Source organism: Rhizobium sp. ZW T2_16 (assembly GCF_044987325.1).
Lineage (GTDB): Bacteria > Pseudomonadota > Alphaproteobacteria > Rhizobiales > Rhizobiaceae > Neorhizobium > Neorhizobium cellulosilyticum.
In genome coordinates this window covers 277,930-293,259 of record NZ_JBJDRG010000001.1, presented here as the reverse complement: position 1 = coordinate 293,259, position 15,330 = coordinate 277,930, and the positions used below count along the sequence as shown (strand labels likewise).

General features: G+C 58.1%; 15 protein-coding genes and 1 tRNA gene. 8 read left to right on the top strand and 8 right to left on the bottom strand.

All coding sequences use genetic code 11. From position 1 onward, the window contains the following. The first annotated feature begins 187 nt into the window (after nucleotides 1-187). The gene (locus tag ACI3K0_RS01420) at nucleotides 188-1,837 is read left to right on the top strand and encodes a Do family serine endopeptidase (protein ID WP_183821504.1); all 1,650 of its coding nucleotides are present in this window, start codon (nucleotides 188-190) and stop codon (nucleotides 1,835-1,837) included. An 8-nt stretch (nucleotides 1,838-1,845) separates the two neighbouring features. Here the strand turns inward: ACI3K0_RS01420 and ACI3K0_RS01415 are convergent, their stop codons facing one another. Together ACI3K0_RS01415 and serB are read right to left on the bottom strand one after the other, a co-directional pair. After that, nucleotides 1,846-2,424: a GNAT family N-acetyltransferase gene (locus ACI3K0_RS01415; RefSeq protein ID WP_183821505.1), complete on the bottom strand. Its 579-nt coding sequence runs from the start codon at nucleotides 2,422-2,424 to the stop codon at nucleotides 1,846-1,848. Further along, nucleotides 2,421-3,311, bottom strand: a complete 891-nt coding sequence (serB, locus tag ACI3K0_RS01410) for a phosphoserine phosphatase SerB (protein ID WP_183821506.1) — start codon at nucleotides 3,309-3,311, stop codon at nucleotides 2,421-2,423. The genes ACI3K0_RS01415 and serB overlap by 4 nt, the downstream gene beginning before the upstream one ends. Between serB and miaA the strand changes: the two genes are divergently transcribed. Beyond that, nucleotides 3,312-4,232 carry a tRNA (adenosine(37)-N6)-dimethylallyltransferase MiaA gene (gene miaA / locus ACI3K0_RS01405; protein WP_183821507.1) on the top strand — a complete coding sequence of 307 codons (921 nt, stop codon included), beginning with the start codon at nucleotides 3,312-3,314 and terminating at the stop codon, nucleotides 4,230-4,232. Here the strand turns inward: miaA and ACI3K0_RS01400 are convergent. Continuing rightward, entirely contained in the window at nucleotides 4,217-6,265 is a 2,049-nt protein-coding gene (locus tag ACI3K0_RS01400) for an ATP-binding protein (RefSeq protein WP_404944819.1), read from the bottom strand. The two genes, miaA and ACI3K0_RS01400, sit on opposite strands and share 16 nt — an antisense overlap. 421 nt (nucleotides 6,266-6,686) lie before the next feature. Here ACI3K0_RS01400 and ACI3K0_RS01395 point away from each other — a divergent pair, with 421 nt between their 5' ends. From ACI3K0_RS01395 to ACI3K0_RS01385, 3 genes are all read left to right on the top strand, one after another. After that, the gene (locus ACI3K0_RS01395; RefSeq protein WP_148147655.1) at nucleotides 6,687-8,474 is read left to right on the top strand and encodes an acetolactate synthase 3 large subunit; all 1,788 of its coding nucleotides are present in this window, start codon (nucleotides 6,687-6,689) and stop codon (nucleotides 8,472-8,474) included. 46 nt (nucleotides 8,475-8,520) lie between these two features. Next, nucleotides 8,521-9,093 (top strand): acetolactate synthase small subunit, encoded by a 573-nt coding sequence (gene ilvN, locus ACI3K0_RS01390; RefSeq protein WP_112503697.1) that lies wholly within the window; start codon nucleotides 8,521-8,523, stop codon nucleotides 9,091-9,093. A gap of 70 nt (nucleotides 9,094-9,163) precedes the next feature. Further along, a complete protein-coding gene (locus tag ACI3K0_RS01385; RefSeq protein WP_404944818.1) occupies nucleotides 9,164-10,189 on the top strand; it encodes a capsular biosynthesis protein in 1,026 nt (341 codons plus the stop codon). A gap of 1 nt (nucleotide 10,190) precedes the next feature. Here ACI3K0_RS01385 and ACI3K0_RS01380 read toward each other — a convergent pair whose 3' ends face one another. The 4 genes from ACI3K0_RS01380 to ACI3K0_RS01365 all read right to left on the bottom strand — a co-directional run bounded on the left by ACI3K0_RS01380 (nucleotide 10,191) and on the right by ACI3K0_RS01365 (nucleotide 12,808). Beyond that, nucleotides 10,191-11,033 carry an aldo/keto reductase gene (locus ACI3K0_RS01380; RefSeq protein WP_404944817.1) on the bottom strand — a complete coding sequence of 281 codons (843 nt, stop codon included), beginning with the start codon at nucleotides 11,031-11,033 and terminating at the stop codon, nucleotides 10,191-10,193. Between the two features lie 68 nt (nucleotides 11,034-11,101). Continuing rightward, the gene (locus tag ACI3K0_RS01375; RefSeq protein WP_183821511.1) at nucleotides 11,102-11,887 is read right to left on the bottom strand and encodes an anti-sigma factor; all 786 of its coding nucleotides are present in this window, start codon (nucleotides 11,885-11,887) and stop codon (nucleotides 11,102-11,104) included. Next, nucleotides 11,884-12,450, bottom strand: coding sequence for an RNA polymerase sigma factor (locus ACI3K0_RS01370; protein ID WP_404944816.1), 567 nt, complete (start codon nucleotides 12,448-12,450; stop codon nucleotides 11,884-11,886). Before ACI3K0_RS01370 ends, ACI3K0_RS01375 begins: the two co-directional genes overlap by 4 nt. After that, a complete protein-coding gene (locus ACI3K0_RS01365; protein WP_404944815.1) occupies nucleotides 12,434-12,808 on the bottom strand; it encodes a hypothetical protein in 375 nt (124 codons plus the stop codon). The genes ACI3K0_RS01370 and ACI3K0_RS01365 overlap by 17 nt, the downstream gene beginning before the upstream one ends. Nucleotides 12,809-13,016: 208 nt before the next feature. Here ACI3K0_RS01365 and ACI3K0_RS01360 point away from each other — a divergent pair, with 208 nt between their 5' ends. From ACI3K0_RS01360 to ACI3K0_RS01350, 3 genes are all read left to right on the top strand, one after another. Further along, nucleotides 13,017-14,141 (top strand): ATP-dependent RecD-like DNA helicase, encoded by a 1,125-nt coding sequence (locus ACI3K0_RS01360; protein ID WP_148147661.1) that lies wholly within the window; start codon nucleotides 13,017-13,019, stop codon nucleotides 14,139-14,141. A gap of 180 nt (nucleotides 14,142-14,321) precedes the next feature. Then, nucleotides 14,322-14,627, top strand: a complete 306-nt coding sequence (locus ACI3K0_RS01355) for an ETC complex I subunit (RefSeq protein WP_148147662.1) — start codon at nucleotides 14,322-14,324, stop codon at nucleotides 14,625-14,627. A 29-nt stretch (nucleotides 14,628-14,656) separates the two neighbouring features. Then, nucleotides 14,657-14,733, top strand: a tRNA-Arg gene (locus ACI3K0_RS01350). A gap of 111 nt (nucleotides 14,734-14,844) precedes the next feature. On the opposite strand, the gene ACI3K0_RS01345 is transcribed toward ACI3K0_RS01350, so the two are convergent. Next, complete coding sequence (locus ACI3K0_RS01345; protein ID WP_183821514.1) at nucleotides 14,845-15,153, bottom strand: hypothetical protein; 309 nt, start codon at nucleotides 15,151-15,153, stop codon at nucleotides 14,845-14,847. Nucleotides 15,154-15,330: the final 177 nt, after the last annotated feature.

Sequence of the window (15,330 nt, the reverse complement as noted above, 5' to 3'; positions counted from 1 at the left end):
CTTTGGCCGCCCTTTTCACGTTTTATGTGCAGAGTGGCCGCTTCCTCACGAAAAGGTAATTTCCTGCCGGGCCATTCCACCCTATTCTTTGCCGAAACTCTGCCCGATTCAGTCGTTCCTATAAGCGGATCGATAAAGCCCACATTCCTGAGGGCAATGCAGACAGTCCACAATGTGAGGAGGCCAGATGGCTCAGCAGGTTCGATCGTCCTGGAAGCGCTTTGCCGCGGGAGGTATTGCTCTGGCCGTCGCCGTCGCGCCCATACCCGGCTGGGCACAGACGCAGCCCGATGCTCCGGCTCCAGCCCAGGCACCTTCGACGCCTTCGCAGTCGCGGCCGGGCGCGCCTGGCGCGATGCTGCCCGCGCCTGCGCCGCCGTCGACATCTTTCAATCCGCCACCTTCGCCGCCGGCCAACATGACCCCGGGGGGACCTGCATCGATTGCGGATCTTTCCGAAGGCTTGCTCGATGCTGTGGTCAATATTTCGACCTCGCAGAGTGTAAAGAGCTCCGGTAACGGCCCTCAGCCGCCGCAAATCCAGGAGGGATCACCGTTTCAGGAGTTCTTCGACGATTTTTTTGATGGTGAGGGCGGACAGCGCGGCAACCGGAAAGTCTCTTCGCTTGGTTCCGGCTTCGTCATCGATCCCGCTGGATATGTGGTGACGAACAATCACGTCATCGAAGGCGCAGACGATATCGAGGTTGTCTTTGCCAATGGCTCCAAGCTCAAGGCAACCCTGATCGGAACCGACACCAAGACTGACCTATCCGTATTGAAGGTCGAACCCAAAACGCCTCTGAAGGCGGTTCCCTTTGGAAATTCGCACCGTATGCGTATTGGCGATTGGGTCATGGCGATCGGCAACCCGTTCGGGCTTGGCGGGTCTGTGACGCTGGGTATCATTTCGGCGCGTGGCCGCAATATCAATGCAGGCCCTTATGACAACTTCATTCAGACGGATGCGGCAATCAACAAGGGTAATTCCGGTGGTCCGCTGTTCAACATGCGTGGCGAAGTCATAGGGATCAACACGGCTATCATTTCGCCTTCGGGCGGTTCGATCGGCATCGGTTTCGCCGTGCCGACGGAGATCGCCGAGAATGTGGTGCGTCAGCTTATCGAATTCGGCGAGACAAGACGCGGATGGCTCGGTGTGCGTATTCAGCCGGTGACAGATGAAGTCTCCGAGAGTCTCGGTCTCGACCGGGCGAGAGGTGCGCTGGTTTCCGGCATCATCAATGATGGACCGATCAAGAACGGCGAGATCAAGGCCGGCGATGTGATCGTCAGCTTTGATGGCGAGCCGATCAACGAGATGCGGGATCTGCCCCGTATTGTTGCTGAAAGCCCTGTCGGCAAGGAGGTTGATGTCGTCATCCTTCGCGATGGCAAGCAGCAGACCGTCAAGGTAACACCGGGTCGGCTGGAAGACAGCGTTCAATCTGCAGATGCTGACGGCGAGGATCCCCAGGCCGACGATGCGCCGGAAACGAATGACGGCAGCGATCAGGGCGCAGAGCAGAGCAAGGAGCCGGTAAAAGCCTATGGCATGACGATTGCCGTGCTCGATGAAGAGCGCCGCAAGAGCTTCGATATCGCTGAAAGCGTTGAGGGCGTGGTGGTGACTGAAGTTGCCGCCGGCTCGCTTGCTGCCGATAAAGGCGTGAAGCCGGGCGAGGTCATTGTCGAGGTGGCGCAGGATTTCGTCGAGCAGCCAAGTGATGTCACCAGCCGGATGGATGCGCTGAAGGCGGAGGGACGCAGAAACGCTCACATCATGATCGCGGACAAGGCGGGTAATCTGCGTTTCGTCGCGATCCCTCTCGATTGAGATCGAAATCAGGCAGGCCTTCGGGCCTGCCATTCGTCTTTTGAAATGGTGTAAACGACATGCCGTTTCAGGTGGGGATATGTATCGGGAATACGCGGATGGCTGAAGTCCATCTCCTGGCGTCTGCGCATTCCAAGGCGTTTCATCACGTTGGTCGAGCGATGGTTCTTCTCAACCGCGAAGGAGACGACGCAATCTACATTTCGGCGAGCGAAGGTTTGATCCAAAAGCGCGCTTGCCGCTTCGGTGACGTAACCGTTTCCCCAAAACCGTGTCGCGAGACGCCAACCGATCTCGATTGTATCATCTGAGAATATCCCTGGAAGATTGGGATGAGACAGGCCACAGAAACCAACCGGTTCCTGTGTCTCCTTCAGTACGACGGCAAAGAACCCCCGTCCATCTTCAGTTATCATCCCGTTGAGCTTGTCCAGGAACGCGTCGGCTTCCTCGTAGCTTCGCCGGAACGGAAAAAACTCCATGACCTTAGGATCGGCGTTGATTTCACGGAAAAGGTCGCGATCGGCTTTGATCCAGGTGCCCAGGATCAGACGGGGCGTCTCGATGATGGCGACCCGCCGGCTCATTCGGTGACGAAGTCGCTTTTCCGATAACCCTGGATATAGAGCAGGGCCGTCAGGTCGCCGTGGTGGATGCGCATCTTTGCCTGTGCGGCGACGGTGGGCTTGGCGTGGAGTGCGACGCCGGAACCGGCAATGCTCAGCATGCCGAGGTCGTTAGCGCCATCGCCAACCGCGATTACGTCATCGGGCGAGATGCCAAGTCTGGCTGAAATCTCCTCCAGTGCATCGACCTTGGCCTGCTTGCCGAGGATGGGTTCGGCAACCTCGCCAGTAAGAATGCCGTCCTTTTCGATCAGGACGTTGGCGCGGTTCTCGTCGAAGCCGAGCGTGGCCGCGATCCGGCTGGTAAATACCGTGAAGCCGCCAGACACAAGGGCAGCGTAATATCCCTTCGATTTCATCGTCGCAATCAGCTCGCGGCCACCGGATGTCAGTGTGATGCGTTTGGCAATTACGTCATCGACCACCGTGATCGGAAGGCCCTTGAGCAGGGCGACACGCTCGCGTAGGGCAGGTTCGAAGGCGATTTCGCCGTTCATGGCACGGGCGGTAATCGTTGCTACCTTGTCTTTCAGGCCGACGACGTCGGCGAGTTCGTCGATACATTCCTGGCCGATCATGGTGGAATCCATGTCGGCGATCAGAAACTGCTTGCGTCGTGTTTCCGCTTGCTGGACGACGACATCGACCGGTGCATCTGCTATCAGCTTGCGCAACCTGGATTCCGCGGTCGTTACGTCTTCGTCGTCATGCAGGGCAATGTCGCAGGCTATGCCGTCCGCAAGCCAGTAAAGACCCGAAGTCCTGACGGCTCCGGCTGCCTGCTCTGCAAGAGCCGAGTTGAGAACCGGATTTGACGGATGGGCAATGAGCGTGGCAACGAAAGCCATATGGAAAACCTTGTGCAAGACATCGACGCGATCCTGATAACCGGGCCGACGGCCAGCGGCAAGTCGGCACTGGCCGTCCGGCTGGCCGAGAAGCAAAATGGTGTGGTCATCAATACCGACAGCATGCAGGTCTATGATACGCTACGTATGCTGACCGCACGGCCATTGGACGAGGAGATGGAGGGAATAACTCATCATCTCTATGGTCATGTCGCTGCGACAAAGGCTTATTCGACAGGGGAATGGCTGCGCGACGTAGCCTCTCTTCTGCCAGACATTCGCGCTCGCGGTCAGCTGCCCATCTTCGTCGGCGGCACCGGTCTCTACTTCAAGGCGCTGACCGGCGGTCTTTCGGACATGCCGGAAATTCCCCAGGAGATACGTTGCGAGGTTCGGCTGAGGCTGAAGCATGAAGGGCCGGAGGCGCTTCACTCGGAGCTGGCGCAGAAAGATGCGGCGGTGGCCGATGCTCTGGACGTTCGGGATGGACAGAGGATTGTCAGAGCGCTTGAGGTCCTGCAGACCACAGGGCGGTCGATCGTGGAGTTTCAGGGCAAGCAAGGGCCGGTGATTATCGATCCTGCCCGCGCACAGAAATTTGTCGTACTGCCGGATCGTGCCGTTCTTCACGATCGCATCAATCGCCGTTTCGAGAAGATGCTTGATCAAGGAGCGATCGATGAAGTTAAAGCGCTTCTTGCGCAAAATCCGTCTGACGAACTGCCTGCAATGAAAGCAATCGGAGTGCGCGAGATCGCCGGAATGCTCAATGGCGAGATGTCGAGAGCAGGCGTGATCGAACGCAGTTCGGCCCTGACACGGCAATATGCAAAACGGCAGATGACTTGGTTCCGCAATCAGATGGATGAAGACTGGCGCCGTATTGAAGGTTTGCCCGCGTCGGTTCAGTCCTTGTCGTAAAGACTGCTCAAAGGCTTCTTCAGCAGGCTATCCCGGAAGGAACCTTCCCGTTTCAGGAACGGATTGGGTCGTGCAACCGGATCGGGCGAGGGTGCCAGCGTGCGGCCACGCCCGCCGCTCCGGTTATCCAGTGGCGTTGCTTGCTCGACCCTTGCCGGCCTCGGTAACATGTCCGGGCGATAGGGTTCTGTAGACTGGCTGGATCTGGTTTCTGCAGCGCTGTGAGACCCGATCTCCCGCTTCCAGCGATCAAGTTCGGCATCACTTGCCGGGGGGAAGTCGACGTTGGTTTCGGGGATGAAGGGAGCAGCAGGCATTGCGCCAGCCGCTTCGGCGGCGAGATAACTTTGCTGGAAAGTGCTGATATCAGGCCCGCTGACAGAGCGCATACGCGAGACAATGGCACGCAAGTCGACCGTGTCGGGTGTTTCCTCGTGATTCTTGTCAGCGATTCCGTGAGCCTTGGGCAGGTGCTGAGAATCGACGTGGGTGAACCTCATTCTCATCGGGACGGCAATTGCTTCGCCAAATGCGATCGCCTCGCCATTGCCGATCGAGGAGAGAAAGCTCGTGGTAGAGACCGATGAATTCGGAATGGCCGACTTGATGATCTCCTGATCCCGGTCGTTGGAGAGCCGCATGGCAAACAGCGTCGAACACTGTGAGAGAATGGTCTGATCGAGTTCGCCCGGACGCTGGGTGATCACGCCGAGGGAGACGCCGTATTTGCGGCCTTCCTTGGCAATTCGCGCAATTGCCTGGCGGGTCGGAATGAAACCGAGAGTGGGATCGGCCGGCACGTAGCGATGTGCTTCTTCGCAGACCACCAGCATGTGGATGGCGCCATTGCTCCACAGGGCAAGCTCGAAGGCCATACGGCAGAGGATCGACGCGACGGAGTTGACCACTTCCGACGGTATGCCGGCGAGCTGGAAGGTCGAGATCGGACGGTCGTTGCCGGGAATGCGGAATATGTGCGCGATCGTCTCCATGATCGTGTCGTGGATCGTGTTGTTGGAGAACATGAAATGATAGCGCGGATCGTTGATGGCGGAAACGATCCGCATTTTCAGCGACCGGAGGAATGGTTTTTCAGCGCGGCCTTCGAGGCGGCCGATGCGGTCATCGATCAGTGCGAGAAGATCGGCCATGCGGTAGGGAACCGGCGTGTCCGCCGTAACGGAGCTTTTCTCTGCGGATCTTTTGGTCAGGCTGGATTCGCTGCCGCGGAAAGCTCGCTTGGCTTCCGGGATGAGGTCGCGAAGCATATCCAGTTCTTCGGGAACCCCCGGGCGTCCGCGAAACACCACTTCGGCAAATTCTTCAAGCCGCATGAGCCAAAAAGGCAGATCCAGCGTGTCGGTGTCGATTGTTACCGCGTGTTCGGGAAAGGCTGCCGCGAACTCGTTGTGCGGATCGAGGATAAGAACCCTGAGTTTCGGGTCTGACTCGATAGCCTTGTGTAACAGCAGAGAAACCGCAGTCGACTTGCCGACGCCGGTTGAGCCGACGATAGCGAAATGTTTCGACAACATCGTCGGCACATGGATCGCAGCATCGATGCTTTCGTCCTGGGTCAATTTGCCGACGACACATGTTTCGCTCTTGCCGGGGTCGTAGATCTTTACGAGATCCGACGAGCGTATCCGGTGGGCAATAGCTCCAAGATAGGGGTATCGCGATATGCCTCTGGAAAACTGCTCTCGTCCATCCGGCCCAACACGAACCTCGCCGAGAAGCTCGACTTCGATCTGAAATTTGGTGTCATCGGTTTCCGACCACTCGCGTATGCCGGTCTGCATCGAATAGGCCAATGCCACGACGCGGTTCTTGCCAACGGTAATCGAAATGAGGCGCCCTACAGACCAAAGCTCGGTGAGCTCGGTTTCGCCAGCCTCTGCTACGGCTGCGATGGTTGCGTGCGCTCCATTGCAAGAAACAACCCTTCCCAGGAAGCGGTTTCCCGGCTTCATAGGATCCCGGCGATCTTGCTCTCCTGGTGTGGGAGAGCGATGGGATTCGTCATTCAGCAAAAGGCGCCCCTGTCATTGGGGTGGAAACTCAAGCAGTGTCCGGGCGGCGTACTGGAAATGCAAATTATGGCGTGCCGCTTAACAACTGGTGTAGGTTCTGCCAACGAAATGATCAGGTTGATTGAAAACAGGGCCTCCGAGAGGCTTTTTGATTAATCGCCGCGTTGACGAATGTGTATTATGCGGCTAACACTCCCGGCCATGAAGATTTCGAAGGCACTTATTGTGGTGGGAACGCGCATGGGCAGGACGGTGTAACCGTCCGGCGTTAGCCACCCATGCGCGGAAAGACAGGCTCCTAAGGGGCCTTTTTTTATGCCTTGTTTCCGGTCGATCATCTCAATCCAAAGGACCAGAAACAAATCTCCAGCAGCAATCCAGGCCATTGCAGATAAAAGGCCAGACATCAGGAGGACAGGACATGACGGACACGGCGGATAACGGCAACCGGATGACAGGCGCCGAAATCGTGCTTCGCGCTTTGAAGGACAATGGCGTCGAACATCTCTTCGGTTACCCAGGCGGCGCCGTTCTTCCGATCTATGACGAGATTTTCCAGCAGGATGACATCCAGCATATTCTCGTCCGTCATGAACAGGGCGCCGGCCATGCGGCCGAAGGTTACGCTCGCTCCACCGGCAAGGTTGGCGTCATGCTGGTGACCTCCGGTCCGGGTGCAACAAATGCGGTCACGCCGCTGCAGGACGCGCTGATGGATTCGATCCCGCTGGTCTGCCTGACCGGCCAGGTTCCGACCACGCTGATCGGTTCGGATGCGTTTCAGGAAGCCGATACCGTGGGCATCACGCGCCCCTGCACCAAGCACAACTGGCTGGTGAAGGATGTCAACGAACTGGCAGGCATCATCCATGAGGCGTTCCGTATCGCACAGACTGGTCGCCCCGGCCCGGTCGTTGTCGATATCCCAAAGGACGTACAGTTCGCCACCGGCACCTATGTTCCGCCTTCGGAAGCGTCGGCAAGCAAGAGCTACAAGCCGAAGGTCAATGGTGATCTGAAGGCGATCCAGGCTGCAGTCGAACTGATGGCAACAGCTCGTCGTCCGATCCTCTATACCGGCGGCGGCGTCATCAATGCCGGCCCGGAAGCCTCCAAGCTGCTGCGCGAACTGGTCGAATTGACCGATTTCCCGATCACCTCGACGCTGATGGGCCTGGGCGCCTATCCGGCTTCGGGCAAGAACTGGCTCGGCATGCTCGGCATGCACGGTTCCTACGAAGCCAACATGGCGATGCATGACTGTGACGTCATGGTCTGTATCGGCGCCCGTTTCGACGACCGTATCACCGGCCGCCTGAACGCGTTTTCGCCGAATTCGCGCAAGGTCCATGTCGATATCGATCCGTCGTCGATCAACAAGAACGTTCGGGTCGATATTCCGATCATCGGCGATGTCGGTCATGTTCTGGAAGACATGGTCCGCCTATGGCGGGCGCTGCCGAAGAAGCCGGAAAAGGCCCAGGCTGCCGAATGGCGCTCTTCAATCGAGACCTGGCGCGCACGCAAGTCGTTCTCCTACAAGAACTCCAACGACGTCATCATGCCGCAATATGCGCTGGAGCGTCTTGCTGAAGCGACAAAGGGCCGGGAGACCTTCATCACCACCGAAGTCGGCCAGCACCAGATGTGGGCAGCCCAGTTCTTCGGCTTCGAGGAGCCAAATCACTGGATGACATCAGGCGGTCTCGGCACGATGGGATACGGCCTGCCGGCAGCGCTCGGCGTTCAGGTTGCACATCCGGATGCGCTTGTTATCGATATTGCCGGTGACGCGTCTATCCAGATGTGCATCCAGGAAATGTCCTGCGCCATCCAGCATAACCTGCCGGTGAAGATCTTCATTCTGAACAACCAGTATATGGGCATGGTGCGCCAGTGGCAGCAGCTGCTGCACGGCAACCGCCTGTCGAATTCCTACACCGAAGCCATGCCCGATTTCGTCAAGCTGGCGGAAGCCTATGGCGCTGTCGGCATGTATTGCGACGATCCCAAGGAACTGGATGGCAAGATTGCCGAGATGATCGCGGTAAAGGCGCCGGTTATCTTTGATTGCCGGGTTGCCAATCTCGCCAACTGCTTCCCGATGATCCCATCTGGCAAGGCACATAACGAGATGCTGTTGCCGGATGAGGCTTCGGACGAAGCTGTTGCGACGGCCATCGATGCAAAGGGCCGCCAGCTCGTTTGATACGAGTTGGCATTCCTGACAAGATTTTAAGGAACGGACCCAGATCATGAACGCACATCAGCAGCCGACCGGTTCTGCCTATTTCATCAGCCCGGAAACCGCCAAGGTCGAGAGCCATACGCTATCGGTTCTTGTCACCAACGAACCGGGCGTGCTTGCCCGCGTCATCGGCCTTTTCTCCGGCCGTGGCTACAATATCGAAAGTCTCACCGTCTCGGAGACTGAACACGAATCCCACCTATCGCGAATTACGATCGTGACCAACGGTACGCCGACCGTTCTTGAGCAGATCAAGGCGCAGCTTGAGCGGATCGTTCCGGTGCATCGGGTCGTCGACCTGACAGTGCGTGCGGGCCAGCTTGGTCAGGAACGCCCGATCGAGCGCGAAGTGGCGCTGATCAAGGTGGCCGGAACCGGTGAAAGCCGGGCCGAAGTTTTGCGCCTTGCCGATGCCTTCCAGGCGAAGGTTGTGGATGCGACGGTCGGTCACTTCATTTTCGAGATCACCGGAAAATCCTCGAAGATCGACCAGTTCGTGGCGGTGGTGAAGCCGCTCGGACTGATTGAAGTCTGCCGCACGGGCATCGCGGCGATGAATCGCGGCCCACAGGGCATGTAACGCGATTGGACAAAGCCGACCGTCCGGAGTAGGCGATAACAATTCGCCTCAAACGTGGACGGTCGTTGCCTTGAAATATGATGATCCCGGCAGGATCGGGGGAAAGCCCTGGCTCCCCCCGGTCGGAACGTCGCTCGGAGCCATGCGGTGGCTTCGCAAAGACATGCCGTGGGTGAAGGATTATCTCGGATTGCCTGAGGTCCGGACCTGCCTTGCTCCTGGCATTGGCGGAACCATCGCCTGGGGTGGCCGCATCGTCGCGAAGATGACGGAGACGATAGCAGCGGCGCGCAATCTGCCGCATTGGCGGCTTGAGGATGGATTTCTCCGTTCCGTTCAACTCGGAAAATCCGGCGTTTTGCCATTTTCTATCGTCGCGGACGATCTGGCCTTGTCAACGGATGCGTCGAAGGCGTCGCGCCTGGAGCGAATTATCGCTGAAATGTCAGACGATGGCGGGCAGGAGGCGAGGGACGTGCGCGACGCGATCGTTCGGCATGGCCTTTCCAAATACAACCATCTTCCGCATCAGGAACCGAAGTTCGAGCCAAGCGGCAAACGCAGAATTCTTCTGATCGACCAAGTAAAGGGAGACGTCTCCGTTCCGCTTTCGCTCGGCTCATCGGCATCCTTCGTCGCCATGCTCGACGATGCGCTGGCGAGTGGTGCCCAGTGTATCGTTCGTACTCATCCGGACGTTATTGCCGGCTACAGGAAGGGCTATCTTACCGAGATGGCGGCAGGCAGGGCGGGGGTCACGCTGTCGGCTGAACCTGTCTCGGCTGCGTCGATCCTGAAGGTGGTCGACGAGGTCTGGACGGTTGCCAGCCAGTTCGGTTTCGACGCCCTTTTGCGCGGTGTGCCGGTACGCTGTTACGCCGCGCCCTTCTATAGCAGTTGGGGCCTGACCGATGACCACATGAGCGAGCATGCCCGAGCGATCGTCTCGAAGCGCCGAGGCGTAACGCGCAGCATCGACCAGCTTACCGCTGCTGCCTTCATCGATTATCCGATCTATCGAGATTCCGAGACCCGGCGGGCGTCGAATGTGTTTAAAGCGATCGATGCGATCGTTGCCGGGCGGGCGCACCTTTAGCTCACAGCATTTCCAGCGGCTGTTTCCTGAACGGCGGCGGGAAGACTGTGTCGAGTGCCGCCCAATCCTCCCTGCTGATCTCCAGCCCTGCCGCGCCAGCATTTTCCTCAACGCGGTGAGGATCGCTGGATTTCGGGATGGCGATCGTGTTTCGCGCTCGCATGACAAAGGCCAGCGCCAGTTGGGCTGGTGTTGCCTGATAGGCCTTGGCGATGCGGATCAATTCAGTGTTGCGCAATATCCGGCCCTGTTCGATGGGCGAATAGGCCATGATAGGAATGCCGCGTTCCTGACACCAGGGCAGGAGGTCGTGTTCGATACCCCGGCGGGAGAGATTGTAGAGGACCTGATTGGCGGCGCAGTTTTCTCCGTCTTCCACCTCCATCAGGTCTTCCATGTCCTCGACATCGAAATTCGAGACGCCCCATTCGCGGATCTTGCCTGCTCTGCGCAGCTCCTCAAAACCGGCCACGGTTTCCTCAAGATCATGCTCGCCACGCCAATGAAGAAGATAGAGGTCCAGCTGATCGGTTTTCAACCTTTGAAGGCTTCTCTCACAGGCGTCTATGACGCCCTGGCGGCTGGCATTGAAGGGATAGACCTTGCTGACGAGGAAGACCTCGTCACGCCGCCCCTCGATTGCCTTTCCTGTAATAAGTTCGGCTCCGCCTTCGCCATACATTTCAGCCGTATCGATCAGCGTCATGCCGAGATTGAGGCCGCGTTTCAGGCTCTCGACCTCCTGACTGGCGGTCCGGGCATTCTCGCCCAACTTCCATGTTCCGAGTCCGAGCGAGGGCAAAAGCGTTCCTGAGGGAAGAGTGGCGGCGGCAATATCGTGCATGATGCAAAACCTCGGTTCGGCCTTTAAAGGGCTAACCTAAGACTTTCTTTTCCGATGCCAAGCGTCGGTCAGGATGGAAACTGGCGATAACATTCCTCCGCGACTTTCTGCAGCGTTGCGCGCGAGATTTCGCCGGTGACGGCATAACCCAGGTCACCGTCGATCCAGTAGAACGTCTCGATATCGCCGGCAGAGGCAAAGCGGAAGCTTGTAGTCTGGTTTTGCGGATTGCGCCCGACGATCACGGTCAGGCGCTGACCGCCTGCATCCTCATACATGAACATGGCGCCCGCCGTACCAACGACTGGCAGCAATCTTCCTCCGACAAGGCGAAAGCCAAGCGATTGCAGGTTGGGCACCTTGAGGTCGGGGATCGACAGCCGTTTGCCGAGCCATGTGGCAAGATGTGCTTCCTGATCGGCAAAAACCTCGACCGGGTGGCGGACTTCGCTTGCATAGACGAGGAAGGCGTTGTGGGCCTCCTGCGGAAGCGCATCGGCATAGGCCTGCGCGAGTTCGGATTTCTCAAACAGGGCAGGGGCGTAATGCCCGCCCAGCGCGCCAAGCGCGAAGATCGCAACCGAGGCTGCGACGAGCGACAGGCGGCTTGCACGCAGGCTCCTCGTCCGGTTGCCGCTCATGGTAACCAGTTGAAGGTCTGCGGCTGACGATTTCCGGTAACCGGCAAAGGCTGAGCGGAGGCCGTCGTTTTGCGACTGCCAGTCGGCGATCATTTCTGCCGCCTCGGGATTTTCACTGAGAAATTCTTCCACGCGCCGGCGATCCGCTTCGTCGAGGAGATCATCGACATAGGCGTGCAGCTGTTCCTCGGAGATGGAGCGGCGCTCTGTCATCGGGGTCTCCGCAGTGGAATGATCTTGGCTTCGCGCATCTTTTCCCTGAGGGCATGGCGTGCGCGCGATAGCCGCGACATGACCGTCCCGATGGGAATGTCCAGCATGTCGGCTACCTCCTGATAGGTATACCCCTCGACGACAACCAATGTCAGAACGACCCGAAATTCAGCCGGAAGGCTCGCCAGTGACTGCATGAGCTTTCGGCTTTCGAGCGGATCTGCGGATGTCATGACGAGATCCTCGATCTCGCTGCCATCGGTTGTCGCCGATGGGTGACGTATGCGAAATCGGTGCGCGTTGAGATGAAGATTAGTCATGATCCGGTAGGCCCATGCCTTGAAATTTGTGCCGCGCCACTGGCTGCGGCTGACGAGGGCCTTTTCGACACAGTCCTGCAGCAAATCCTCACTCTCCGTGTCCGATCGCGTCAGGCTGCGTGAATAGCGCCTGAGCTGCGGCAGGAGAGCGAGGATTCTTGCTTCAAAGGCAACCGGTGCGAGGTCTTCGGTCTCGCCTCCGGTCGCCCTTTCCGAGTTGGGAAGATCAGGGCTTGGCGACATCCCAGACACCGTTCATGCCATCACCGGTCGTGTCGCCCTGCTTGGTGTCCTTCACCCAGTAATAGAGCGGCATGCCGTCCTTGGCCCATTGTTTTGCCCCGTCCTTGCGGGTGACGAGCGAGTATGCACCATCAGGCTTGGCATCGGAAGCGGCCATGACCGGCGGCCAGTTCTGGGCGCATTTGTCGTAGCAGTTCGATGTGCCAGCCTTGTCGTTCTTGAAAGTGTAGACCGTCATGCCTTTTTCGCCGGCAAGCACGTTTCCCTTGTCGGTCTTGACCGTCGTAAACGGGCTGGCGGCTAGGGCTGCGGTGGCGAGCGCGGCGAATGCGGTAGTAGCGAGGATGAGCTTTTTCATCGGGCGTCTCCTGATTTGAGGTGGCTCTCTCCCGGCCACCGATGTCATGACACCGGCATGCGCGAACTTATTCCCGACGAGCCGAAGTTTTTTTCATTTTCGACAGACAGGCGGCCGATAAGCGCAGCAGGCGCCGTTATCCTCGGCTTTGATTCATCTTTCGTTCTTTTATGTTGCGCTTTCTCCGAGAATCCTGCCAAGTCCCGGCATGCAATTTGCACCGCAACAGGATGAGGCCCTCAAGGCCGTTTCGCGCTGGCTGAAGGATGGGCGCAGTCAGGTTTTCCGGCTGTTCGGTTATGCCGGCACCGGCAAGACGACGCTTGCCAAACATTTCGCCGAACATGTGGATGGCGAGGTTCTTTTCGCCGCCTTTACCGGCAAGGCGGCGCAGGTGTTGCGCTCCAGAGGCGCCCGCAATGCCAAGACCATCCACTCGCTGATCTACCGCCCGCGCGGCGAGGAGGCGGTCGAAGACGAAGAGACAGGCAAGACCTCGATCGCGCCGATGTTCGCCATCAATCGCCAGAGCCCCGTCGCCAAGGCAGCCCTCATAGTCATCGACGAATGCTCTATGGTCGACGAGGCGCTTGGCAAAGATTTGATGAGCTTTGGTACGCCAATCCTGGTTCTCGGCGATCCCGGTCAGCTGCCGCCCGTTTCAGGCGGCGGTTTCTTTACCGAGCAGGAACCGGATTATCTCCTGACCGAAATCCATCGCCAGGCGCAAGACAACCCTATCATCCAGCTCGCCATGCAGGTGCGCGAGGGCAAGGAGATCATGTATGGGGATTATGGAAAGGCGCAGGTCATTTCACGCGACGAGGTGACTCAGGATCTGGTGCTCGGTGCCGACCAGGTTCTTGTCGGCACCAACCGCACCCGCAAGCGCTATAACCAGCGCCTGCGCGAGCTGAAGGGCTTTACGGCCGATTATCCGCAATCCGGCGACAAGCTGGTCTGCCTGCGGAACGATCAGGTAAAGGGCCTGCTCAACGGTTCGCTCTGGCAGGTGATGAGCGCCTCACGAGAAACGGTGAAGCCGGGCATCAACCTGATGATCCGCCCGGAAGACGACGACATGGATCGCGGTGCCGCGAAAATCAAGCTTCTCAAGGCCGCCTTCGAAAGCGAGGAAGAAATTCCGTGGTCTATGCGCAAGCGTTACGACGAGTTCGATTACGGTTATGCGCTGACGTGCCATAAGGCGCAGGGTTCGCAATGGAACAATGTCGTGTTGTTCGACGAGAGCTTCGCGTTTCGCGATACGCGTGAGCGCTGGCTTTACACGGCGATCACCCGGGCCGCCGAGACGCTGACGATTGTAAGATAGAAGTCGGGGCTTGGCCCTAGCCTCCGCTGTTTCAATGGCCATGGAGGTCGTTGACAATGAACGGGGGACACGGCAAAAGCGTTGGTACCGCAATGCTGCGATATCGTTGAATCGGTTGGCGGCGTTCTCAGGCAGATAGGATGCCTGGATCGCGGACGAATTTATGGGGTTGGTGAACTCATGGCTGCGAAGATTTATCGTCCTGCAAAAACTGCAATGCAGTCTGGCAAGGCCAAGACCCGTCTATGGGTTCTGGAATTCGATCCTGAAACGCCGCGCAGCATCGATCCGATCCTGGGTTATACGTCATCCGGCGACATGAAGCAGCAGCTCCGTCTGACTTTCGAGACGCAGGAACTGGCTGAAGCCTATGCGCAGCGCGAGGGCATCGAATACCGGGTCATCCACCCGAAAGACGCAAACAGGCAGGCGGTATCCTATACCGACAATTTCCGGTTCAATCGCCTGCAGCCCTGGACGCATTGATTATTGCGGCACTTAGCTGCCGCCTTAAAGGCCCCTTAGCTCAACTGGATAGAGCAGCTGCCTTCTAAGCAGCAGGTCGCAGGTTCGAGTCCTGCAGGGGTCGCCACTCTCTTCTTTCTCCATATCGCAGATACATGCAGCTTGTTGTAACCCGGAGGCGGGTAAAGAACTCCTGATGAACCCGATTTGTAGAGCTTGCTGACCGGCACCACCCTGCTTATCGGCTACGCACGGGATTGCCGAATAGGGGAACCGGATAGACATAATCCCCCTTGCTCGAAAAGCCTTGGCGATAGAGGCAGGCTCTCAGCGCAGCCTGATTGAGGAAATTGTCGAAAAATGGGTGTCCGCGCGGCGGCGTTGAAGCTTCAAGCGTGCATTCGTCGCGTGCGCTCAAGAAGCGATTTTCGACATCCGATCCCTTGATAATTCCCAAGCTGCCATAGGTTATCGACGCGGCAGAGGCGCTTTCGGTTAGTGCTGGCGCCAAGGCAATCAGTAACGTTGACACAAATGTCAGCTTCATCGCTGTCTCCCTCAAATCGGCAGACAGCAACGACTCAAGGCCGATCTTGTTCCCGTTGGGGTGAAATTTTACCCGCGCTTGTTCGCATATGCGAAAGGACTTTTGGAATTTCGCTGCGTCGCATTCTCAGCTATTATCCAGTTCATCGGTTCCGTTGCGTCACGCAGGGGAAGGTAA

Bases quoted from the DNA above. Each gene is read 5' to 3' on its own strand.
- ACI3K0_RS01420 (WP_183821504.1), top strand. From the start codon at position 188: ATGGCTCAGCAGGTTCGATCGTCCTGGAAGCGCTTTGCCGCGGGAGGT.
- ACI3K0_RS01415 (WP_183821505.1), bottom strand. From the start codon at position 2,424: ATGAGCCGGCGGGTCGCCATCATCGAGACGCCCCGTCTGATCCTGGGC.
- serB (WP_183821506.1), bottom strand. From the start codon at position 3,311: ATGGCTTTCGTTGCCACGCTCATTGCCCATCCGTCAAATCCGGTTCTC.
- miaA (WP_183821507.1), top strand. From the start codon at position 3,312: ATGGAAAACCTTGTGCAAGACATCGACGCGATCCTGATAACCGGGCCG.
- ACI3K0_RS01395 (WP_148147655.1), top strand. From the start codon at position 6,687: ATGACGGACACGGCGGATAACGGCAACCGGATGACAGGCGCCGAAATC.
- ilvN (WP_112503697.1), top strand. From the start codon at position 8,521: ATGAACGCACATCAGCAGCCGACCGGTTCTGCCTATTTCATCAGCCCG.
- ACI3K0_RS01380 (WP_404944817.1), bottom strand. From the start codon at position 11,033: ATGCACGATATTGCCGCCGCCACTCTTCCCTCAGGAACGCTTTTGCCC.
- ACI3K0_RS01375 (WP_183821511.1), bottom strand. From the start codon at position 11,887: ATGACAGAGCGCCGCTCCATCTCCGAGGAACAGCTGCACGCCTATGTC.
- ACI3K0_RS01370 (WP_404944816.1), bottom strand. From the start codon at position 12,450: ATGTCGCCAAGCCCTGATCTTCCCAACTCGGAAAGGGCGACCGGAGGC.
- ACI3K0_RS01365 (WP_404944815.1), bottom strand. From the start codon at position 12,808: ATGAAAAAGCTCATCCTCGCTACTACCGCATTCGCCGCGCTCGCCACC.
- ACI3K0_RS01360 (WP_148147661.1), top strand. From the start codon at position 13,017: ATGCAATTTGCACCGCAACAGGATGAGGCCCTCAAGGCCGTTTCGCGC.
- ACI3K0_RS01355 (WP_148147662.1), top strand. From the start codon at position 14,322: ATGGCTGCGAAGATTTATCGTCCTGCAAAAACTGCAATGCAGTCTGGC.
- ACI3K0_RS01345 (WP_183821514.1), bottom strand. From the start codon at position 15,153: ATGAAGCTGACATTTGTGTCAACGTTACTGATTGCCTTGGCGCCAGCA.